The organism is uncultured Rikenella sp. (assembly GCF_910577125.1).
GTDB lineage: Bacteria > Bacteroidota > Bacteroidia > Bacteroidales > Rikenellaceae > Rikenella.
Genome location: NZ_CAJTMN010000016.1, coordinates 1 through 23101 on the forward strand (window position 1 = coordinate 1; position 23101 = coordinate 23101).

Genomic DNA, 23101 nt, shown 5'->3' on the forward strand with positions numbered 1-23101 from the left:
CTGTTTCGGCTCATCGCCGAAACAGTTGAATCGCCTCCTAAGGCGTGGCGCGCGGTTTTAGCACTTTTTGAGTCGCCCGCGGCAATTCTCGTTGGTTGGCCGAGTGCCAACCAACAGAATATGCCCTTTTACGCGGGCGGGCGACGGGCGAGCTTTGTGCTGGCTGGAACTGCCGCTTTTTGGAAAAAGCGGCACCAAAAACTTTTGTGATAGCTACGCTACTCCTTACGCTCCGCAGTCCTTAGTTTTTGTTCGCGCGCCGGGGCGACCCGGCTGAATATCTCCGCGCGGAGGTCGAAAAAAGACGAAAAATTCCTGCCTTCTCCCCCTTCCGGACAGGACGACTAACAAATAAATGTCGTATCTTTGTACCTTAAAACAAACAACAACGTTACGACAGTGAAAAAAATCAAAGGCGCGCTGATTTCCGTCTTCTATAAGGACGGGTTGGCAGAGATCGTTCGCGAGTTAGATAAGCACGGCGTGAAGATATATTCGACCGGCGGGACACAGACTTTTATCGAAGAATTGGGTGTCAAAGCCCATGCCGTCGAGCACTTGACCGGCTATCCGTCGATACTCGGCGGGCGGGTGAAGACCCTGCATCCGAAGGTGTTCGGCGGGATTCTCGCGCGGCGGGACAACGAAACCGACCGGCAGCAAACCGAACAGTATGAAATTCCCGAAATCGACCTCGTGATCGTCGACCTCTATCCGTTCGAGCAGACCGTGGCGACCCCGGGGGCGACCGAACAGCAGATTATCGAGAAGATCGACATCGGCGGGATCTCGCTGATCCGCGCCGCCGCCAAGAACTTCAAGGACGTCGCCATCGTGCCGAGCGTGGCGCAGTACGGCTATATCCTCGACCTGCTCAAGACGCAGGACGGGGTGACTACGCTGGAACAGCGGAGGCACCTGGCGGCAGAGGCGTTCAACGTGAGTTCGCACTACGACACCGCCATCTTCAACTACTTCAACCGCGAAGAGGGGATTCCGGCCTTCAAACAGAGCTTTACGGAGCAGAAGGCGACCCACCTGCGGTACGGCGAGAACCCGCATCAGGCGGCGACATTCTACGGGGATCTGTCCGCGCGGTTCGAACAGCTGCACGGCAAGGAGATCTCCTATAACAACATGCTCGACATGGATGCCGCGGTGAACCTCATCTCCGAATTCGGCGACGGCGATCCGGCGTTCGTGATCATGAAGCACAACAACGCCTGCGGGGTGGCGGTGCGGCCCACGTTGGTCGAAGCGTGGACGGATGCGCTGGCGGGCGACCCGGTGTCGGCGTTCGGCGGCGTGCTGATTACCAACCGGGTGGTCGACAAAGCTACGGCTGAAAAAATCAACGAAATCTTCTTCGAAGTCATTATGGCGCCGGGGTATGACGAAGAGGCGCTGGCCATTCTCGAAACCAAGAAAAACCGGATTATCCTCAAAACCAAGGCTGAGGTCAGGGCAGGCGGCTGTTGCGGCAGCGGACGGCAGTTCCGGTCGCTGCTCGGCGGGGTGGCCGTGCAGGAGCGGGATGCGAAAGTGGGGGGGCTGGATTCCGAAGCCAAACAGGTGACGGCCAAAGGGATTACCGAAGCGGAATTGAAAGATCTGATCTTCGCCAACAAGATCGTGAAACATTCGAAATCCAATGCGATCGTCCTGGCCAAGGGCGGGATGCTGCTCGCCAGCGGCATCGGGCAGACCTCGCGGGTCGATGCCTTGAAACAGGCCATCGCCAAGGCGAAGTCGTTCGGATTCGACCTGCGGGGAGCGGTGCTCGCTTCGGACGCCTTCTTCCCGTTCGCCGACTGCGCCGAGATTGCGCATGCGGAGGGGATCGACACCCTGATCCAGCCCGGCGGATCGGTGCGCGACCAGGAGACCATCGACTACTGCAACGCTAACGGGATGGCCATGGTATTCACCGGCTTGCGCCACTTCAAACACTAAACCGCGTCATGGGACTCTTTTCATTCCTCACTCAGGAGTTGGCCATGGACCTCGGGACGGCCAACACCATTATTATCTACAACGACAAGATCGTCGTCGACGAGCCCTCGATCGTCGCGCTCGACCAGCACGCCAACCAGCCGGTGGCCATCGGGAACCAGGCCCGGCAGATGCACGGGAAGACGCACCAGGACATCAGGACCATCCGGCCGTTGCGGGACGGGGTGATCGCCGACTTTACGGCAGCCGAGATGATGATCCGCGGGATGATCAAGATGATCAAATCGCGGAACAAAATGTTCAGTCCGTCATTGCGGATGGTGATTTGTATACCAAGCGGATCTACGAATGTGGAGATCCGTGCCGTGCGCGATTCGGCAGAACATGCGGGGGGGCGCGAAGTCTATATGATCTACGAACCGATGGCCGCGGCTTTGGGGATGGGGCTCGACGTGGAGGCGCCGGAGGGACACATGGTGGTCGATATCGGCGGGGGGACGGCCGAGGTGGCTGTGATTTCGCTCGGCGGGATCGTCTGCAACGAGTCGATCAACGTGGCCGGGGACGTGTTTACGGAAGATATACAGACCTACATGCGCCAGCAGCACAACATCAAGATTGGCGAGCGGACGGCTGAGGAGATCAAGATCGCCGTGGGGGCTGCGATCGATAATCTGGATAATCCGCCGGACGACCACATCGTTCGGGGGCCGAACATCATCACCTCGCTGCCGCTGGAGATACCGGTTTCGTACAAGGAGGTGGCGCACGCGCTGGACAAGTCGCTGATGAAGGTCGATACGGCGATTATGAAGGTGCTCGAAAAAATTCCGCCGGAACTGTATTCGGATATCGTGAAGAACGGCATCTATCTGGCCGGCGGGGGGGCTTTGCTGCGGGGGCTGGACAAGCGGCTGTTCCAAAAGACGCGGATACCGTTCCACGTATCGGAAGACCCGTTGCGTGCGGTGGCGCGTGGGACGGGGATCGCGCTGAAGAACATCGGCCGGTTCTCCTTCCTGATGCGGTAAGGCGGACAGATGTTTGGGCAGAGGCTGCTGCAGCGATGCGTAAGCATCGCCCGTCCACGCACCCGTTGGGTGTTTTGTTAGGGTTCTCTCTGCCTTACTAAGTGGGGCCCGCGCGGCCCGAGGGCAGTTCTATCCGGTTGGGGTAGAGGCGGCCATTTCGGAGTGCCCGAAGGCACCGCGCGCCGTTGCCTTAAGAGGGAAATCGTCAAAATGTGCTGGCACATTTTGACTGGATTTCCCAAAGGCGCGCGGACAGAGAACGGGGCAAAGAATTGGGTTGACACGGCCAATTGGGAGTGCGGCACGCACCGCCTGCCCGGCGCGAGGGCAGTTCCGTCCGGGACAAAGCTCGACAGAGGACGGTGCGAGGAGTTGGGCCAACACAGCCATTTGCCCACCGTGGGGCCCCACAAGGGCTTTTACAGGAGTTATCACTGCCTTACTTAAGCGGGGACTGCGCGGCCCGAGCGCAGTTCCGTCCGGTTGGGGTAGAGGCTGCCAATAAAACACCCTGTGGGTGCGCCCGCCTAAGAGGGCATATTCTGCCGATTGGCGGTGAGCCAATCCGGCAAGAATTGCCACGGACGACTTAAAAACGCATTAACAAGTCCGTGCGCCACGCCTAAAAAGGGAAATCGTTCAAACACGCAGTCGTGTTTAAACAAGATTTCCCCCAGGCGCACGAAACGTGGCGGAGCGACAGCGGAGCCGCAATGAAGCGGACACGGGGCCGAGAGCGAGTAGCGCGATTCTGAAAGGAATCGCCGGGCCTGCGCGCAGCCCGAAACAGCAAAGAATTGAGCAGAGCTTTTGCGACCCGCAGGGTCGCGCGGGCCGGACGCCTCCCCCTCGGGAGGCCCGCAATACGCCGCTTACGCGTCGAAAATTGCGGTTCCTCCCGGGCGCCCGGACGCAACGATATAAATGAGGCTCCCACTTCGGAATGTCCGTGGGCCCCGTTTATTCCGAGAGGCAACGCAACTGAATACCGTATGCCCGGTACGTCGGATTGCTGGGATTGAGTCCCGTCGTGTAGAAGTACAAGTGCAAGCTACGGTAGTGGTCGCCAAAATCACAGGACGCGGCCGACCAGACCGTACCCTCGCTGCCGACGTTACGCTGCACGCCATCCGCGCGATGGCGATAGCCCGGAGCGGGCATTCTTGAAAACCTTGAGCCAGCCTCGGCAGCGGTCGGAAAAGCGCGGAGACAAGCCCTCCTACGACTGCAGACCAAGGCTGTTGTTTCCCTCCATAGGCCTGCCGGCCGACACCGATATAAAACCGAACCCGAGTTGCTGAAGTTACTCCTTTTTCTCAAACGGATCTACTACGTCCTCCTGTTTATCGCCCTCGAAGCGATAGCCATCAGCGTGTTCCTCCACAGCAACCTCTACCAGAAAGCACGCCTCGCCGGAGCTTCCGACCGGCTCGTGAACGGGATTTACGACAAACTCGCCGACATCGGCGAATACTTCAGCCTGCGCGCCGAGAACCGGCGCCTGCTCGACGAGATCGCCCGGCTGCGGAGCCTGCCCCAGCCCGTGACACCGCTCTTGGCACCCGCTACCCCCGACGATTCGATACCCGTCGCCGAACTCCTGCAGCGATATCGCTACCAACCCGCCCGCGTCATCCGGAACAGCATCAGCAAACGCGAGAACTACATCACCATCGACCGAGGCACCTTAGACGGCGTGGAGCCCGAGATGGCCCTGATCGCCGATGACGGGATCGTGGGATACGTCGTGCGCTGCTCCGACCACTTCTCCGTCGCCGTCTCCATCCTCAACACCAAAGACTTCCGCACCAGCGGACGGATCCAGGGGAGCGACTTCTTCGGCTCCATCTACTGGGACGGACTCAGCCACCGCGAAGTCATCCTCGACGAGATACCCAAGTATGCCGACATGGAGGTCGGCGATACCGTCGTGACCACCGATTACTCATATATCTTCCCGCCCGACCAGCCCATCGGCACCGTCGAAAGCTTCGAGATGGTGAACGGGACATTCTATAAAGTCCGCGTGCAGCTCTTCACCGACCTCGCACGCCTCCGCCGCGTCTATGCCGTGCACTACCTCGAACAGGAAGAGCGGCGCGCGCTGGAGAACACCATCGGGAACGCCGAGACCGGTATCAGCGAACAGACCGCAGCCTCGGTGGCGGGCAGCGGCGGCAATCATTTCGACATTTCGGACGGAACAGAGGAAGGAGGACGCCCATGATCCGGTTTTTGGAATACACCGCCATTTTTCTGCTCCTGCTCATCCTTCAGGAGTTCGTCTTCGACAACATCAACCTCGGCGGCGTGGTGAACCCCTACATCTACATCATGTTCATCATCCTGCTGCCGTTGGATACGCCCGGCTGGCTCCTCTTGATGCTCGGCTTCGGGAGCGGCGCCGCCGTGGACTTCATGTCCGGGACCGCAGGACTGCAGACCATCGTCTCCACGTGGCTCGCCTTCGTGCGGCCGACCGTCGTCGGGCTCTTTCTCGGCAAAGAGCTCGTCTACGAAGGGGGGATACCGACGGCGGGACGTGTCGGGACGGCTAAATTCCTGCGGTACGTCACCGTCCTTGTCCTGCTCTTCAACCTCCCCTTCTTTATCCTCGAAGACCCCTCCGGAGCGGTGTGGATGATCGCCCTCCGCATCGTGTTCAGCTCGATATTCAGCATCGGGATCATATACTTTTTGCACCTCCCGCTCGTTCGTACGGCAGTGAAAGTCTGATCCCCCCCCACTCGTTAGTTTGCAGCGAAAGTCCATGAATATCCCCTCCAGACGCCAACAGATACTCTACCTCGGCCTCTTTCTCGTCGTGCTCGTCCTCGTCGGGCGCCTCTTCTGGATCCAGATCGTCGACAGCTCCTACAAAGAGTACGCCCGGAACAACGCCATGCGCTACATGGTACAGTATCCCTCGCGCGGCGAAGTCTACGACCGGAACAGCGAGTTCCTCGTCCAGAGCACCGAATCCTACGACCTGATGGTCATCCCGCGCGACGTGGAGCCGTTCGACACCGTTTTCCTCGCCGAGACCCTGGGCGTCACCGTCGAAGATATCCGGAAAGCCCTGGATAAGGCCCGGCGGTACTCCAAGCGACGCCCCTCGATGATCTTCAAACAGCTCCCCAAAGAGGTGAAATTCAAGCTCGACGAACGCCACCTCGTCGGCTTCTATACCCAGTACCGCACCTCGCGCACCTACCCCCGGAAGATCGCCGGCAACCTCCTCGGCTACATCAACGAAGTCGACGAAGCCACCATCAAACGCGACCCCTATTACCGCATGGGCGACTACATCGGCAAGAGCGGCATCGAGAAATCCTACGAACAGTACCTGCGCGGGAAAAAAGGGGTGAAAGTCGAACTCGTCGACGTCTACGGCATGCCCAAAGGATCGTATGCCGACGGCCGCTACGACACCCTCCCGGTGCCGGGCGAGGCCATCACCTGCACCATCGACGCCGACCTGCAGCAGCTCGCCGAGGAGCTCATGGCCGGGAAGATCGGCTCCGTAGTGGCCATCGAGCCCGCCACCGGCGAGATTCTCGTCATGGCCAGCTCCCCCTCCTACGACCCCGACAAACTCGTCGGCCGCGATCTGGGGAACAACTACATGGAGCTCCTGCGGAACCCCCGGCACCCGTTGTTCAACCGCGCCGTGATGTCCCGCTACCCGCCCGGCTCCACCTTCAAGGTCGTCAACGGCCTGATCGGACTCGAAGAGGGCGTCTCCCGGCCCGAAGACTACCACCCCTGCAGCGGAGGATATACCGTCGGACGGGGGGTGAAGTGCCACACCCACTACTCGCCCATGAACCTCGTGCAGGCCACCGCCAATTCGTGCAACGCCTACTTCTGCTACGTCTTCCGCGACATCCTCGACAACCGCCAGTACGGCGGAATCGCCAAAGGCGGCTTCGACATGTGGTACGACTACGTGCGCAGCTTCGGCTTCGGCCGCAAACTCGAATCCGACTTCTGGGACGAGCTCGCCGGCTACGTGCCGACCAAAGAGTTCTACGACCGGCGCTACCGCAGCCGCTGGAACTCGCTCACCGTCATCTCGCTTGCCATCGGACAGGGCGAGCTGGGGGTGACCCCCCTGCAGCTCGCCAACCTCGGCGCCACCATCGCCAACCGGGGACACTACTATATCCCGCACGTGGTGAAGAAGATCGCCGGCCGCGACTCCATCGACGCCCGGTTCTACCGGAAAAACTACACGAAAGTCGACCCGAAGTACTTCGAACCGATCGTCGAAGGGATGTGGGAAGGGGTGAACGTCGCCGGAACCGGCGGACGCGCCTACGTGCCGGGGCTCAACATCTGCGGCAAGACCGGCACCGCCCAGAACCCCAACGGAGCGGACCACTCGACCTTTCTGTGCTTCGCCCCGCGGTACGACCCCAAGATCGTCGTCTCGGTCTACGTCGAGCACGGCGGTTTCGGCGGTTCGGCCGCCGCCCCCATCGCCAGCCTGCTGATCGAGCAGTACCTGACCGACACCATCCGGCGCCCGGAGCTCGTCCGGCAGATGAAAGAGATGACCATAGCCTATCCGATGTATGACAAACGCGGCAGATAAATACACGTTCGGCACCGGCCGCCCCGCTGCCCGGAAAAACGGAGGACGGCTCTTCGCCGCCGACATCGACTGGTGGACGGTGGCCATCTACGTCGTGATGGTCTTCTTCGGGTGGCTCAACATCTTCGCCGCCGTCTACGACGAAGAACACGCCGGCATCTTCGACCTCTCGCAGCGCTACGGCATGCAGATGCTCTGGATCGGCATCAGCTTTTTTCTGGCCGTCTCCATCCTGCTGATCGACAGCAAATACTGGCACATGCTCGCCTATCCGCTCTATTTCTTCATGTTGGGCGTGATGCTTTTCGTGCTGCTCGTCGGGCATGAGAGCCACGGGGCGCAGTCGTGGCTCTCGATCGGCCCCGTCAGGATACAGCCCGCCGAATTCATGAAGTTCGTCACCGCGCTGGCTTTGGCCAGATACATGAGCGCCTACAATTTCGACCTGCATACCGGCAAGGCCGTCTATTACATCGGATTGATTATCGGGATTCCCGTCCTGCTGATTCTGGCCCAGAACGACACCGGGTCGGCCCTGATCTTCGCCGCCTTCTTCCTGATGCTCTACCGCGAAGGGTTCGGAACGGCGCTCTATGTGGTGGCCCTGATGCTCGTGTTTCTCTTCGTCATCTCCTTCCTGCTCGAACCGCTGCCCATTCTGTTCGTCGTCTTCTTCCTTTGTCTGGCGGCGCAGGGGCTCGTCAACCGCAACTGGCGCGACAGCGTGCGCTATGCCGCCCTCGTGCTGCTGCTCGGGACGGTCGTCTTCGGCATAGGGACGCTGGTCGGCGCACACCTGTCGCTCTTCGCTTCGATGCTGACCGGGACGGCGCTCTCCCTGCCGTGGCTCGTGCGGTACGGCATCCGGCACCACGCGACCAATCTCTGGAAATACGTCGTCTTTTTCGCCGGCGCCGTCGTCTTCACCGGGCTGGTGGACTACGTTTTCGACAACATCCTCCAGCTGCACCAGCAGAAACGGATCCTCGACCTGCTCGGCATCGAGAACGACCCCCACGGGTGGAGCTACAACGTGATCCAGTCCAAGATCGCCATCGGTTCGGGCGGATTCGCCGGCAAAGGCTTCCTGGGCGGAACACAGACCCGTTTCAGCTTCGTGCCCGAGCAGAGCACCGACTTTATCTTCTGCACCGTGGGCGAGGAGTGGGGATTCATCGGGTCGCTGTTCGTCGTGACCCTCTTTTTCGCCCTGATTCTGCGGCTGATGCGCATGGGCGAACGTCAGAAAGAGCCTTTCGGCCGGATATATTGCTATTCGGTGGCGGCCATCTTTTTCATGCACTTCGCCATCAACATCGGGATGACGATCGGTCTTTTCCCGGTGGTGGGGATTCCGCTCCCGTTTTTCAGCTACGGGGGGTCGTCGCTGATGGCCTTCACCCTCCTGCTCTTCGTCGCCCTGCGTCTCGACGCGTCGCAGTACGAGGAGAGCGCGCGAAAACTGCTGTAAGCGCGCGGGGCCGCTACCGCCGCATACGATTCATCGATTTTTCTCCTCTTTGGCCAGCTCCCGCTGACGCATCCGGCACCACGGCGCGATGCCGCACGTCGCGCACTTCGGCGCCCGCGCCGTGCAGACGTACCGGCCGTGCAAAATCAGCCAGTGGTGCGCCCGGCCGAGCAGCCTCTCCGGAATGTGCCGCACCAGCGCCCGTTCCGTCTGCAGCGGATTCTTCGACCCGGTCGTCAGCCCGATCCGCTCCGCCACCCGGAACACATGCGTGTCCACGGCCATCGCCGGCTTGTCGTAGACGATCGAGACGATCACGTTGGCCGTCTTGCGTCCCACCCCTTGCAGGGTGGTGAGCTCCTCGACCGTGTCCGGCACCCGCCCTCCGTAGACCTCCTCCAGCCGTTGCGCCATCGCCACCAGGTGTTCCGACTTCGATCGGGGGTAGGAAACCGACCGGATGTACTCGAACACCTCGTCCGGCGTGGCTCCCGCCAGATCGTGCGCCGTGGGGAAGCGCTCGAAGAGGGCCGGCGTGACGAGATTGACCCGTTTGTCGGTGCACTGGGCCGAGAGCATCACGGCGACCAGCAACTCGTACGGCGACCGGTAGTGCAGTTCGGTATCGTCGTCGGGCCGGTTCTCGGCGAACCAGGCGATGATGCCCGCAAACCTCTCTTTGACAGTCATAAGCAGTGAAATTCGTTCCGGGAAGCAAAAATAGCTCGAATTTTCGTATTTTCACGCTCATGGATAACGGAACGATCGTCATTTACCGGACCTCCGACGGTGAGACCCGTCTCGAGGTGCGCCTGGAGTCGGAGAGTGTCTGGCTGACCCAGGCGCAGATAGCCCTGTTGTTTGGCACCGAAGTGCCTGCTATCTCGAAGCATATCCGCAATATCTATCGCAGCGGCGAGTTGGATCCGGACTCAACTGTTTCCAAAATGGAAATAGTTCGGCAGGAGGGTACCCGCATAGTTAAAAGGCGGGTGGAGACGTATAATCTGGACATGATCCTGTCCGTCGGTTATCGGGTCAATTCGAAAAATGCCACCCGGTTTCGCGTTTGGGCGAACCGCGTCCTGAAAGAGTACCTGATCAAGGGGTATGCTGTCGACCGCCAGGCGAAGGCCGAGCAGCTGGAAGAGCTGAAACGAACCGTGCGGCTGCTCTCCAACGTCCTGTCGGCCAAAGAGGTGACGCGTTCCGAGGCCGTCGGACTGTTGCGCGTGATTACCGACTACACCTACGGCCTCGACACCCTCGACCGGTACGATTACCAGCAGCTGGAGATCTCGGCCACGACCTCCGAAGCGTCTTTCCGGGCCACCTACGAGAATGCGATGCAGGCCTTGCAGGTGTTGCGCGACAAGTTCGGCGGGAGCGAGCTGTTCGCCCATGAGAAAGACGAGTCGTTCCGGAGCACGATGGGGGTGATTTATCAGACTTTCGACGGTCGGGAACTCTATCCGAGCGTCGAGGAGAAAGCCGCCAATCTGCTCTACCTGACCGTGAAGAACCACTCCTTCAGCGACGGGAACAAGCGGATCGCCGCCTTTCTTTTTCTGTGGTTTCTGGAGAACAACCGGATTCTCTACCGGGCCGACGGGTCTCGCCTCGTGGACAACAATACGTTGGTCGCCCTGACGCTCATGATCGCCGAGAGCCGCACCGAAGAGAAAGAGGTGATGACGAAAGTCGTTGTGAACCTGATCAACCGGAATAACTGACACCTTCCTTTATTTGCTCTTTCCGGCGGCAACCGGTGTCTCTTCGGACTGGGCAAAGATCAGTAGAGCACTTTGAAAATCTCAGGTTCCAGCGACTCTTCGTTCCGTCCGAACATGTAGAGTCCCCGTACGGTCTGCGCCTCCTCTCCTTCGCCCGGCACCCAGACGATATGCGTAGCCAGCCGGTCGAGCACGAGATGCCGGATCGGGTTTCCCTGCAGGTCGAACACATAAATGTCCGAACTTTCGAGCGACCCTTCCGCGATCCGTTTCGAACTGTACAGGGCGAAAAAGCAGCTGTCATTCGCCGTGGCATTCAGCACCCCCCATTCATTGTCTTTGTCTTGTTCGACCCCCGTATCCGTGTCGGTACGGGCATAGAAAACAGGGATATTCCGGATGTATTCTTTTATTTTCAAGGGTCGTTGCTGGGAAAGGTCGTAGAAACGGAAGATAGATCCGGGTTTAGACGTCCACATCATTTTTTTGCCATCCGGTGTGACTGTCATCCACCCTTGGAAACCCATGCTTTGCTGCGGAAACGAGAGATTAGCCATGGGAGTTCCTTCGACCGGGAAAGAATCGAAATAACGCGTGACCCGCAACGTGCTGTCCAATAGTGCGAATTGGGATTTGACCTCCGGATCCATAATACCGGTAACTATATATCGATTTCCTGCAACGGGAGCCATTTTGAACCAAAACAAATCGCGTTTGCGAGCGTCGGCGTATAACGTGATCATGGGTTTTGCAGATGCCTCATCCATGTTGCGCCAGAATATTTTGCCTTCCATCGAACTGTAAAGGAATAGCAGATTGTTGTGAGTGTACATGGAAGAGAGTCTGAGCATTTCGTCGGGCCCTTTTCCTTGGGGTTGTATACTGTGTCCTTGAAGTTTTGTTTGTACATTGTATACTTCGATCATCGGATCGGTCAAAAAGCTGCCCGAAAGTAATTCGTTCTTGATAGCAGTGCAATAAATAGGTTCTAAAATAAATTCCGTATCGATATTGATGTGTTTAGTTTGTGCTTTTATCGATTTTAAATTCGTAAATAAGCTTTCGTTTTTTTGGGAGTGACCAGGAGTAGCGCACCCTGTCGCGATGGTTGTAATGAGTAGAAATAACAATGATTTCATCGAATCGATATATTAAAAACGGAGGGGAAAAACCTCTCCGTTTGAGTGATGTTATTTGAGTGATTTAAAAATGCCCGGAAATTCTATGACATATGGCCCGCCGCTATTATCTGCAGGTTTTCCCGGGTACCCATTATTGAAAACTTCCGGTACGCAAAGTAATTCCCAAGGCGGGTTGCATTCTCCGTATTTGGATCCATTATTGTCATAAATGTATGACATCGCCTCGATATTAGCCAGTGTAAGATCCGAGAGCGGCTGTTCCGACGAAGCGAGCCGGAAATTGACCCATGCCGACACCCCGGCAGCTAATGCTACTGAGCCAAAAATTGCGGTTTTCAGATGTTTTTTCAGGTCTTGAATGAGTTTTTGAAAGTGAATTTTATTGTTTTGCTTCAAATGTAATCTGAAAAATCGAGAAAACAAAATCTATTGAAGCAAAGTTGAGCGCTTCTGCTTCGTCTCGCACTTCCCCCGGAAATCCGTATCTTTGTCTTCGACCATACCGAAACCGATTCCTATGAAAAAGAGTCTTTTTCTTCTACTCGCCATTTTCGGGCTGTGTGCCACCGCCGGCGCCCAGCGGCAGAGCGTCTCGCTCGACCGCGGATGGACTTATACACCCAGTTGGGAGATGAACGCCTCGGCGGCCGGACGGCCCGTCGATCTGCCCCATACGTGGAATACCGACCTGCTCGGCGGCAAACCCGACTACTATCGCGGGCTGGGCAACTACGTCAAAGTGATCGAGATTCCCGCCGGATGGAACGGACGGCGGCTCTTTCTGCGCTTCGGCGGCGCCAACTCCGTCTGCGACCTCTTCGTGAACGGCAAACACGTGGGGCAGCACCGCGGCGGATACACCGCCTTTGCCTGGGAGATCACCCCTCATGTGCGGTTCGGCGGACGAAACACCTTGTGGGTGAGAGTGAATAACGCACCAGACCTCGACGTCGCGCCGCTGACCGGCGACCTGAATATCTATGGCGGCCTGTACCGCAGCGTCGAACTGATCTCGACCCCGGCCACGCATATCGCCCTCGACGATTACGGATCGAGCGGACTCTATGTGACCCCCACCCGGGTGTCGGCCGAGCAGGCCGAAGTGAATGCGCACGCAGCGGTGCGGGGCCGGAGCGGCGAGATGGCGACCGCCACCTTTACGGTGCGCGACGGCGAGGGAAATGTGGTCGAGACGCTGAACCGGCGGGTGAAACTCGATGCCGGGGGGCGCAGCGATGTAGGTATTTCGTTCTCGATCGCCCGGCCACACCTGTGGAACGGGACGGAGGATCCCTACCTCTATACGCTGGAGGCGCGGGTGAGCGGTTCGGAGGGAGGAGAGGACACGGTGTGCCAGGCTTTCGGTCTGCGGTGGTTCAGCGTGGGGGACGACAATCGGTTCTACCTGAACGATCGGCCGCTGCGGATTCAGGGCGTCTGCCGCGTGGAGGACTGGGACGGCATCGGGAACGCCCTGCGGCGGCAGAACCACCGACGCGACATCGAACTGATGCGCGAGATGGGGGTGAATGCCGTGCGGTGCGCCTATTTCCCGAACGATTCCTATTTTCTCGACCTGTGCGACTGGGCCGGGATTCTGGTCTGGAGCGACCTGCCGCTGGTCGGTGCCGGGGCCTATCGCGACAAGGGATTCAGCGACAGCGAGGGTTTCCGCGCCAATCTCCTGCAACAGCTGCGCGAGATGATGCATCAGCAGTACAACCATCCGTCGGTCGTCTGGTGGGGGCTGTTCGACCAGCTGACCCAGCGGGGAGCCGATCCGATCGGCGTGGTGCGCGAGCTGAACCGCGTGGCCAAGGAGGAGGGCGGCGGCCGGCTGACGGTGGCGGCGAGCAATCAGGACGGCGAGTTGAACTTCGTGACCGACCTGATCGGATTCAATCAATTTTTGGGATGGAAATCGGGTCAGCCGCAGGATTTTGCGATCTGGACGCGCGATTTGCGGCGAGGATTTCCGACCCTTCGGAGCGGGGTGAGCGAGTACGGCGCGGGGGCGAGCATCTATCAGTGGGCCGACAGCCTCAGCCGTCCGGATGCGGCGGGAGGCTGGCATCCGGAGCAGTGGCAGACCTGGCTGCACGAGAATTACTGGAGCGTGATTGCGGCGCGGCCGAACTTTTGGGGGACTTTCGTCTGGACGATGTTCGACTACGGCGCGGCGCACCGTACGGACGGTGCCCGGCCGGGGGTGGCGGACTACGGTCTGGTGACGTTCGACCGCCGGGTGCGGAAAGATGCTTTTTACTTCTACAAAGCGAACTGGAATACGTCGGAATCGTTCGTGCATCTGGCGGACAGCCGTGTCGAGGAGCGGTTCTCGCGGGTGCAGACGGTGCGGGTCTTTTCGAACGGGAGCGATGTGGAGCTCTTTGTCAACGGGGCTTCTCAGGGGCTGCGGTCGAACGACGGTCTGGGACGGTTCGAGTGGAAGGAGGTGACGTTGCGGCCGGGCGAGAATCTGGTGGAGGCGGTCGATCCGTTGTCCGGGGCCCGGGATCGGAGCGTGTGGGTGGTCGTCGATCGGCCGGTGCTGCCGGGCATCGAGTCTGCGGGCGGGCCGGAGGTGACCTCGTCATCAATCGCCTTTTCGCGCCGGCCGTAGATCGAACGTGGCCGGTCGACGAGAGGTGGAGGCTGCCGCAGCGAAACGGTTTCTCCAGTTCGCCCTGAGTCTTGTAGAGCTTAAGGCGTCGGCGTGCGGGCTCGGCAAACCTTTTCTGTCGCCCGCGGCAATTCTTGCCGGATTGGCTGGCCGCCAATCGGCAAGAATATGCCCTTTTAGGCGTGCGGGCGACTGCCGAGCTGCGAACCCGTCTGAAACTGCCGCTTTTTGGAAAAAGCGGCACCAAAACCGACGCTGCCAGCGAAAGCAATGCAAACAAAGTTTGCAAATTGCCGAGCGGCGAGGAGGAAACCCGAGGTAAACTTTTGTGATAGCTACGCTACGCCTTAAGCTCCGCAAGACTCATTCTCTGTTCACGCGCCTGGGGCTCGCAGAACTCAGGCAGCGACCACGCACCGTAGAGGCGCCTCTACCCCACTTCCGTCGGTGCCTTTTCACCCCGCCGGCATACAAAAAAGACCGTTTTGTGCTATATTTGCTCTCGAACCCATTTCAAAAATCGGCACCTCCCATGAAACATCATGCCCTACTCTTTCGCACCCTCTCACTGCTCGGCACGGCGGCGGCACTGACCGCCTGCGGCCCGCGAGACGCCTCCGAATGGCTCGGCCAGACCCCGCAACGCTGCCGGCAACCGCTGATCGAAAACTGGTCGTTCCGCGAAACGGATACTCCGCAGTCGGCGACCGGAGACGCACACCACGACCTGCTCGTCGAAAAAACGGTGCCGGATTGGCTGCCGGCAACCGTACCCGGCACCGTACACACCGACCTCTTCCACCTTGGGCGGATTCCCGAACCGTTCGGCGGGACGACCGAAACAGACCTGCAGTGGATCGGCGAACGCAGCTGGGAGTACCGGACGGCATTCACCCCGTCGGCAGACATCGTGGCACAAGCCTATCAGGAGCTGGTTTTCAAGGGCATCGACACCTATGCCGACGTCTACCTCAACGACTCGCTGGTGCTGGGCGGGACGGACAACATGTTCGTCGAATGGCGCATTCCGGTGAACGGTCTGCTCCGGGCAGATACGGTCAACACCCTGCGCATCGTCTTCCACCCGGCTTACGCCACGGCCTTGCCGGAGGCGATGGCCTACCCCGTGAAGCTGCCCAACGACAACGACAAGGGAGAGTGGAAAACCAGCGTCTTCACGCGCAAAGCGCCGTACCAGTTCGGCTGGGACTGGGGGCCGAGGTATCTGACGATGGGCGTCTGGCGGCCGGTCTATCTGGACGCCTGGTCGGAGGCGGCGATCGACCGCATCCAATTCGTCCGCGAAAGCTGGCAGGACTCGCTGCGCGGCGCATTCACGGCACGGGTCTCGCTACGCGGGGAGGCGGGCGCGCAGACACCGGTGCGGGTGATCGTGGCCGACTCGGCCGCCACGCATATTTACGGCCAGACCGACGTGATGGTGGGCGCTTCCGGAGAGACGGAGACGACGGTCGATATCCCGTTCGCCATCGTCCACCCGAAGCTCTGGTGGCCGAACGGGATGGGCGAACCCAACCTCTACACCGTGCGGACGTTCGTGACGGACAAGCGGGGACGGCTGCTGGACCGGGACACGCAACGGATCGGCGTGCGGAAAATCGAGCTGGTGCAGGAGCCGGACAGCGTGGGCGAGGGGGCCAGTTTCCAGTTCTACGTGAACGGCATCCCGTGTTTTATCAAAGGTGCGAACTACATTCCGCAGGACGTCTTCCCGTCGCGGGTCGACACGGCACGCTACCGGGCGATCGTGGACGGGGCGGCGGACTCGCATATGAACATGCTCCGCATCTGGGGCGGCGGGATTTACGAAGAGGATCTCTTCTTCGACCTGTGCGACGAGCGGGGGATGATGGTGTGGGAGGACTTCATGTTCGCCTGCTCGTTCTACCCGTGGGACACGGCTTTCCTCGACAACGTGCGGCGCGAGGCGGTCTACAACGTGCGGCGCTTGAGGAACCACCCGTCGCTGGCCATCTGGTGCGGGAACAACGAAATCGACGAAGCGTGGAACCATTGGGGATACCAGAAGGTCTACGGATGGGACTCCACGGAGCAGGCGCAGATCAAGCACGGCATCGACACGCTGTTCCGGGGCGTGCTGGCCAACGTGGTGGCGACGGAGGACGAGGGACGGTCGTACCATCCGAGCTCGCCGATGTACGGACGCGGCAATCCGCTGAGCCGGATCAAGGGGGATGTGCACTACTGGGGCGTTTTCCACGACGAAGAGCCTTTCTCGGTCTACAAGGATAAGCCGGGGCGGTTCAGCAACGAATACGGCTTCGTCTCGCTGGCCTGCTACGACACCTACAGGGAATATTTCACGCCGGACGAGATGCGGCTCTACTCGCCGGCGATGATCGCCCACCAGAAAAGTCCGAAGGCATATCGACTGCTGGAAGAGTACATGGTGCGCGACCTGCCGCTACTGAAGGACGACTTCCGGACGTATGTCTATCTCTCCCAGCTGCTTCAGGCCGAGGGGATGAAGATCGCGATGGAGGGACACCGCATCAAACGGCCGTTCAACCAGGGAACGATCTACTGGCAGCTGAACGACTGCTATCCGGCCGTTTCGTGGAGCTCGATGGACAGCCGCTACCGCTGGAAGGCGCTGCAATACTATGCCCGGCGGAGTTTCGTGCCGACGCTGCTGGCTTTCGAACGGGTGGACTCGACCCGGACGGCGGTGCTGTGGGCGGTGACAGACCGGCTCGAGGCGCAGGAGGGGACGGTTTCGCTGCGGCTGATGGATTTTACAGGTCAGACGCTGTGGGATTCGACCCTGCGGGCGGATGTGGCGGCCAACTCGAACCGGGAGCTGCTGCGGGCTCAGGACACGGAGCTGCTGCGGGGGCTCTCTGCGGAGGGGAGGGAGGTCTGCCTGGTGGCGGACGGGGTGATCGGCGGGGATACGCTGCGGTCGGTCTACTGGTTCGTGCCGTTCAAGGATCTGGCGCTGCCGGCGGCGGACTACACGATCGCCTACAGGCAGGTGGGGCCGAGACGGGTCGAGGCGACGCTGCGGGCGAATACGCTGCTGAAATCGGTCGTGTTCGACGCGGCGGCGCGGCAGGAGAATCCGTCGGATGCCTACTTCGACCTGCCGCCGGGCGAAGAGCGGGTGATCGAGCTGAACTTCACGGAGGATATTCCGGCATCGGACGGGATTGAGGCGTTGGGGATTACGGTGCGGACGCTGAACGAGCTGGCGGGGCGTCGGTCGGAGCGGCCGGTGCGGGAGAATGTGAAGTAGGGATCCCTGCCCCGGGCTACCGCGACTTTACTTCGGGCGTATCGGGCAGTGTCGGCAACAGCGGGTACAGTTGGTCACGTACACCGGTGACGGGCGACATCTCGGTGTGGTATTTGGATTTCAACATGCAGCTCCTCGGCCCCATCAGTGCACTCTATCATGCCTACGGTTTTCAGTTGCGTTGCCTCTCGGAATAAACGGAAAGGCCCGCGCCACCCTCGGAATCGAGAGGGACGCGGGCCTGCCGTTTCCGCCCGGCCGACGGAGCGGCTAACTCTCCTCGGCCGGGACGACGGTGTGCAGGTAACGCAAATAACTGTGATAACAGATACCGAACTGGGGATAGACGAACCGACGCCATACCCACTTGTAGCAACGGTCGTGCCGCTCCGGTTCGTAATGTTGCGCCGTCAGCTCCTGCAAAGCCCGGGCGCGCTTGTAGTATCCTTTTTTATTATAAGCCATAACGAGTCGATATAAAATTCAATAAATCATACAAAAAGTTTCACCTCGGCCGCTCCATCCGGCCGGCTCGGCTATAAGACTACGAACTTGTCGTCCCGCACGATCTCGATTCCGCACGCTGCCAGCAACTGGCGCACCGCCTTGTCCCGACAGCCGTACAGCTCCGTAAAATCGCACGAAAGACGCACGTAAGCCTCCGGCAGGAGAGCCGCCAGCTCGGCCCGGGCAGCCGTGGAGAGCGGCCGACCGCCCTTGAGCGGTTTGGCCGCGCCGCTCTTGACCGCCAGCGTACCGCTGTCGAGCTCCAGACGCCCCTCTGTGAAATCCTCGAAATGTGTCCGGGCGAACTGATTGATCGTTCGTTCCGCATCTGCCATCACGGCTTCGTATTCCGCTTTGGCGCTCTTGGCGGTGCGATAGACCGCAATGGCTTGTTCGGCTTCCTGCCGAGTGACGGTGGTGTTCATGGTGTATGTTCGTTTCAATGGTTCCGTACTTTCCGAACGTTCGACCCAGGTGTGTTCGTCGATACGTTCATATCTGATTTTCAGTCCTTTTCGAGCTTCTTTGACCCGTTTCAGAACGGTCACTGCCCGGGCGCGGTGCTCGCGCATGTCTTCATATTTCCGGCTCATCGTCTGTCGCAGGATCGGTCTATGACAAAATGTCTGGTCGGGTTCATTCGCTGGCACATCTCTTCAGCGCTCGGACGGAACCTGCCACAGCTGCTTCCGAATAGGAATTTCCATAGTTTTTTCATCGATAGAGATTTTTTAAAGGTGTATAACTGGATTCCGGAATCGTTTTACAAGACAAAGATAATACATTTTGTAAACATCAAAACATATCGATTCACTTTTATGGAAAGAGTTTTCACTATTTTTACAACAACATGATTATTAAATAAATATACCTAATTCACACACCATTCCTGCATATAAGCCGTCGCAATTCCGCTCACTTCAATCAGATAGACAATAATGAAAATTGTATGACTCCAAACACCGACTACCCCGCCCCGGGCTGGCGCGGTCATACCACGGGAACGCTATGGGGCATTTGTACACTCGGATACAGTTATTCGACTGCAACAAGCAACACAAATGGCATAGTCTTGGATTTCGATACAGAGCACCTCTATCCCAGCGGCACGACGTACCGGGCCTGCGGTTTTCAGTTGCGTTGCCTCTCGGAATAAAGTGCCTCCGGGCACTCCGAAATAGCAGCCTCTACCCCATTCGCCCACCGCGGGCACGCGGGGCCCGGCCGGCCCGAGGGCAGTTCCGTCCGGTTCAAAGCTCGACCGCGCGCCACGCCTTAAAGGGAAAATCTGATTCAAAAGCGCCTCCCGCTTTTGAATCAGATTTTCCATGACGCGCGGAAAAAGAATAAATCAGATTGAGTCCCTGCGGCTCGAAGAGCCGCGCGGGCCGGAGCCACCCCAGGCGTAGGGCCGCAACTTCGCGGAGCTCGTTGGGCCCACGCTGGCTCCGACCCGCTACAGCCCCACCCACCCCACAACCCAATTCTCCGCCCGTTCATCCTCGGCGCCCCCTCGCGCCGCTCGCTCTCGGCCCCGTGTCCGTCTCACTGCGGCTCCGCTATCGCTCCGCCGCATTTGCCGTCGCCCGCTGGGATTTCATCTCGATTTTGCTCGCCGCAAAACGAGTGAAATCCCTTTTTAGGCAGGCGGGCGACTTTCCAACAGGAGGGAACTGCGCTCGGGCCGCGCAGGCCCCACGTCCCGTGGACGGGCGATGCTTACGCATCGCTAAGGCTGTGTCGGCCCAAATCTTCGCACCCGTTCTTGGTCCGCGCGCCGGACCTCTGCGCGCTGCTGTACACATAAAAAAACGTCCGGCGAGGAGAATCTCCTCGCCGGACGCAAGCACCGACGCCGAAACTTAGAACTTATCGTCCATAATCTCGAAATAGGCCTGCGGATGGTCGCAGATCGGACATTTGTCCGGCGCCTGCGTCCCCTTGTGCACATAACCGCACTTCCGGCAGCGCCAAGCCTGCGGCGTATCCTTTTTGAACATCTCGCCCGCCTCGAGCGTCTTCAGCAGCTTGCGATAGCGTGCCTCGTGATCTTTTTCGACCGCCGTGATCAGACGGAATTTCACAGCCACTTCCGGAAAGCCCTCCTCTTCGGCGATCCGGGCAAACTCCGGATAGAGCACATGACCTTCGTCGTGTTCCCCCTCGGCCGCTTCGGCCAGATTCTCGGCCGTCGTCCCGATCACGCCCGCCGGATAAGAGGCCGTGATTTCGACCATGCCGCCCTCCAGGAGCTTGAAAAACACCTTTCCATGCTGCTGTTCGTTAGCCGCCGTCTCGTCGAAAAATTTAGCGATCACCTCGTACCCCTCTTTCCGCGCCTTTTTGGCAAACATCGTATAACGCGCCCAAGCCTGCGATTCACCGGCAAAAGCCTTCAACAGATTCTGTTCGGTACGTGTACCGCGAATACTCTTTTTTCCCATAATCGATCGGATTTAAAGTTTTTAAACATGCTATTGGACAAACAAAAAACATACCATTTTTAGCGACCCCACCGTTCTGTCACATAAATACCGGACGTTTTTTGAATAACGCTCCCCGAATCGTTATCTTTAGCCCTCCGAATCGCTCCGGCGACCGGACTCTCAACCCGTAAAAAAACGACGAATGAATACGACACCCAATCCGCTGCTGAACGAATGGACGACCCCTTACGGCGTTCCGCCGTTCGACCGCATCCGCATCGAAGACTACCGACCGGCCGTCGAACGCCTGATCGCCGACAGCCGGCAGGCCATCGAACGGATCGCCACCCAGCCTGAGGAACCGACCTTCGGCAACACCATCGAGGCACTCGAATTCGCCCAGCAGCCGCTGGAGCGCGTGACGACCCTTTTCTACAACCTCAACAGCGCCGAGACCGACGACGCCATGCAGACGCTGGCCCTGGAGCTATCGCCCCTGCTGACCGCATACAGCAACGACGTGATGCTCGACGGGCGACTCTTCGGGCGGGTCAAGACGGTCTACGACGCGGCGGCAGAGAAGGGATTCGAAGGGCTCTCGGCCGAACAGCGGATGCTGCTGGAGGAGACCTACCGCAGCTTCGTCCGTTCGGGAGCCAACCTCGACGAGGAGCACAAAGCCCGGTACCGTGCCGTGACCGACGAGCTGGCCCGGCTGACGCTGCACTTCGAACAGAATCTGCTGGCGGCGACCAACGCCTTCCGGCTCCACCTGACCACGCCGGACGAGACGGCCGGAGTGCCGGAAGCGGTGCTCGACGCGGCGGCGGCCGAGGCCCGGGCGGCCGGACTGAGCGGCTGGCTCTTCACGCTCCACGCGCCGAGCTACATCCCGTTCATGACCTACTCCGAGCGGCGCGACCTGCGCGAGAAGCTCTACCGGGCCTACAACAGCCGGGCCTACGGCGGCGAGCGGGACAACAGCCGGATCATCGTCCGGATCGCCGACCTGCGCCTGCAGCTGGCCCATCTGTTGGGATACGGAACCTATGCGGACTACGCCCTCGAGAACCGGATGGCCGGGAGCGTCGAACGGGTGAACGGCCTGTTAGACGAGCTGCTGGAGCGGGCCAAACCGCATGCGGAACGGGAGGTGGAGACGATCCGCGGCTACGCTGCGGAACTGGGGTTCGACGGGACGCTGATGCCGTGGGACTGGGCCTACTACACCGAGAAATACAAGGCGGCGACCTACGACTTCGACGACGAGGCGACGCGCCCCTATTTCCGGCTGGAGCGGGTGCAGGAGGCGATGTTCATGCTGGCCGGCCGTCTCTACGGCCTCACATTCCGGGAGAACCGGGAGATTCCGGTCTACCACCCGGACGTGCACGCTTTCGAGGTCTACGACGGCTCGGGAGGCGACGGCCGACCCGCGGCCATCCTGTATATCGACTACTTCCCGCGGCCGGGCAAGCAGGGCGGCGCCTGGATGACCTCGTACCGGCAGGCCGGTCTCGATCCAGAGCGGGGCGAGGAGGTGATTCCGGTCGTCTCGCTGGTGTGCAACTTCACGAAGCCGACCGAAAAGCGACCTTCACTGCTGAGTTTCAGCGAGGTGACGACGATTTTCCACGAATTCGGACACGGCCTGCACGGCATATTGGGCCGGGGACGCTATCCGAGCCTCACGGGGACGAACGTGCGGCGCGACTTCGTGGAGCTGCCGTCGCAGATCATGGAGAACTGGGTGGCCGAGCGGGAGTTTCTCGACCTCTGGGCGGCGCACTACGAAACGGGCGAGAAGATGCCGGCGGAGCTGATCGAACGGATCGGAGCGGCGCAACGCTATCTGGCCGCCTACGCCTGCGTGCGGCAGGTGCAGTTCGGGATTTGCGACATGGCGTGGCACTCGATCGCGGAGCCGCTGGGCGAGGCGTGCGACGTGGCGGCGTTCGAACGCCGGGCGACGGAGCGGACGCAGGTGATGCCGCGGGTCGAGGGGAGCTGCTTCTCGACGAGCTTCGGCCACATCTTCGGCGGGGGCTATGCGGCGGGGTACTACAGCTACAAGTGGGCGGAGGTGCTGGAGGCGGACGCTTTCGCGCGGTTCCGCGAGCGGGGCATCTTCGACCCGGCGACGGCGCAGGCGTTCCAGTCGTGCATCCTGACGCCGGGTGGCAGCGAACATCCGATGGCGCTCTACGTCCGTTTTGCGGGCCACGAGCCGACGGTGGAACCTCTGCTCGCCAAGATGGGCATCGGCGAAGGGCCGGCGGAGGCATCCCGCTCGTAGGCCTTCCCGTGGAGAAATCCGTTCGGACAAAAGTGAGGGGGCTTG

The 23101-nt window shown here is 59.9% G+C and carries 19 protein-coding genes; 13 read left to right on the forward strand and 6 right to left on the reverse strand.

What is annotated here, in order from left to right:
• The 7 genes from QZ292_RS03325 to rodA form a co-directional block, all read left to right on the forward strand.
• A partial coding sequence (locus tag QZ292_RS03325) for a hypothetical protein (RefSeq protein ID WP_294597812.1) occupies window positions 1-210 on the forward strand: 210 nt, incomplete at its 5' end.
• A gap of 156 nt (window positions 211-366) precedes the next feature.
• Window positions 367-1953 carry a bifunctional phosphoribosylaminoimidazolecarboxamide formyltransferase/IMP cyclohydrolase gene (gene purH / locus QZ292_RS03330; protein ID WP_294597814.1) on the forward strand — a complete coding sequence of 529 codons (1587 nt, stop codon included), beginning with the start codon at window positions 367-369 and terminating at the stop codon, window positions 1951-1953.
• An 8-nt stretch (window positions 1954-1961) separates the two neighbouring features.
• On the forward strand, window positions 1962-2984 hold the full coding sequence (locus tag QZ292_RS03335; protein ID WP_294597817.1) for a rod shape-determining protein: 1023 nt from the start codon (window positions 1962-1964) through the stop codon (window positions 2982-2984).
• Between the two features lie 1294 nt (window positions 2985-4278).
• The gene (mreC, locus tag QZ292_RS03340) at window positions 4279-5211 is read left to right on the forward strand and encodes a rod shape-determining protein MreC (RefSeq protein ID WP_294597820.1); all 933 of its coding nucleotides are present in this window, start codon (window positions 4279-4281) and stop codon (window positions 5209-5211) included.
• Window positions 5208-5720 (forward strand): rod shape-determining protein MreD, encoded by a 513-nt coding sequence (locus QZ292_RS03345; protein ID WP_294597823.1) that lies wholly within the window; start codon window positions 5208-5210, stop codon window positions 5718-5720. The genes mreC and QZ292_RS03345 overlap by 4 nt, the downstream gene beginning before the upstream one ends.
• Window positions 5721-5754: 34 nt before the next feature.
• The gene (mrdA, locus tag QZ292_RS03350) at window positions 5755-7581 is read left to right on the forward strand and encodes a penicillin-binding protein 2 (protein WP_294597826.1); all 1827 of its coding nucleotides are present in this window, start codon (window positions 5755-5757) and stop codon (window positions 7579-7581) included.
• Window positions 7562-9052 carry a rod shape-determining protein RodA gene (rodA, locus tag QZ292_RS03355; RefSeq protein WP_294597828.1) on the forward strand — a complete coding sequence of 497 codons (1491 nt, stop codon included), beginning with the start codon at window positions 7562-7564 and terminating at the stop codon, window positions 9050-9052. Before mrdA ends, rodA begins: the two co-directional genes overlap by 20 nt.
• Window positions 9053-9082: 30 nt before the next feature.
• On the opposite strand, the gene nth is transcribed toward rodA, so the two are convergent.
• A complete protein-coding gene (gene nth, locus QZ292_RS03360; RefSeq protein WP_294597831.1) occupies window positions 9083-9742 on the reverse strand; it encodes an endonuclease III in 660 nt (219 codons plus the stop codon).
• Between the two features lie 59 nt (window positions 9743-9801).
• On the opposite strand from nth, the gene QZ292_RS03365 reads away from it, so the two are divergent.
• Window positions 9802-10785, forward strand: coding sequence for a virulence protein RhuM/Fic/DOC family protein (locus QZ292_RS03365; RefSeq protein ID WP_294597834.1), 984 nt, complete (start codon window positions 9802-9804; stop codon window positions 10783-10785).
• Between the two features lie 59 nt (window positions 10786-10844).
• Here QZ292_RS03365 and QZ292_RS03370 read toward each other — a convergent pair whose 3' ends face one another.
• On the reverse strand, window positions 10845-11924 hold the full coding sequence (locus QZ292_RS03370; RefSeq protein WP_294597837.1) for a BF3164 family lipoprotein: 1080 nt from the start codon (window positions 11922-11924) through the stop codon (window positions 10845-10847).
• 51 nt (window positions 11925-11975) lie between these two features.
• Window positions 11976-12323, reverse strand: coding sequence for a hypothetical protein (locus QZ292_RS03375; RefSeq protein ID WP_294597840.1), 348 nt, complete (start codon window positions 12321-12323; stop codon window positions 11976-11978).
• A gap of 121 nt (window positions 12324-12444) precedes the next feature.
• Here QZ292_RS03375 and QZ292_RS03380 point away from each other — a divergent pair, with 121 nt between their 5' ends.
• From QZ292_RS03380 to QZ292_RS03390, 3 genes are all read left to right on the forward strand, one after another.
• A complete protein-coding gene (locus QZ292_RS03380; RefSeq protein ID WP_294597843.1) occupies window positions 12445-14550 on the forward strand; it encodes a glycoside hydrolase family 2 TIM barrel-domain containing protein in 2106 nt (701 codons plus the stop codon).
• 134 nt (window positions 14551-14684) lie between these two features.
• Window positions 14685-14882, forward strand: coding sequence for a hypothetical protein (locus tag QZ292_RS03385; RefSeq protein ID WP_294597845.1), 198 nt, complete (start codon window positions 14685-14687; stop codon window positions 14880-14882).
• Window positions 14883-15082: 200 nt separating this feature from the next.
• The gene (locus QZ292_RS03390; protein ID WP_294597848.1) at window positions 15083-17827 is read left to right on the forward strand and encodes a glycoside hydrolase family 2 protein; all 2745 of its coding nucleotides are present in this window, start codon (window positions 15083-15085) and stop codon (window positions 17825-17827) included.
• Window positions 17828-18097: 270 nt separating this feature from the next.
• On the opposite strand, the gene QZ292_RS03395 is transcribed toward QZ292_RS03390, so the two are convergent.
• Window positions 18098-18292, reverse strand: coding sequence for a hypothetical protein (locus tag QZ292_RS03395; protein ID WP_294597851.1), 195 nt, complete (start codon window positions 18290-18292; stop codon window positions 18098-18100).
• A 71-nt stretch (window positions 18293-18363) separates the two neighbouring features.
• Window positions 18364-18927 carry a hypothetical protein gene (locus tag QZ292_RS03400; RefSeq protein ID WP_294597853.1) on the reverse strand — a complete coding sequence of 188 codons (564 nt, stop codon included), beginning with the start codon at window positions 18925-18927 and terminating at the stop codon, window positions 18364-18366.
• A gap of 356 nt (window positions 18928-19283) precedes the next feature.
• On the opposite strand from QZ292_RS03400, the gene QZ292_RS03405 reads away from it, so the two are divergent.
• Window positions 19284-19490, forward strand: a complete 207-nt coding sequence (locus tag QZ292_RS03405; protein WP_294597856.1) for a hypothetical protein — start codon at window positions 19284-19286, stop codon at window positions 19488-19490.
• A gap of 706 nt (window positions 19491-20196) precedes the next feature.
• Here QZ292_RS03405 and rbr read toward each other — a convergent pair.
• On the reverse strand, window positions 20197-20778 hold the full coding sequence (gene rbr / locus QZ292_RS03410; RefSeq protein WP_294597859.1) for a rubrerythrin: 582 nt from the start codon (window positions 20776-20778) through the stop codon (window positions 20197-20199).
• A gap of 184 nt (window positions 20779-20962) precedes the next feature.
• Between rbr and QZ292_RS03415 the strand changes: the two genes are divergently transcribed.
• Entirely contained in the window at window positions 20963-23056 is a 2094-nt protein-coding gene (locus tag QZ292_RS03415) for a M3 family metallopeptidase (RefSeq protein ID WP_294597861.1), read from the forward strand.
• The last annotated feature ends 45 nt before the right edge of the window (window positions 23057-23101 follow it).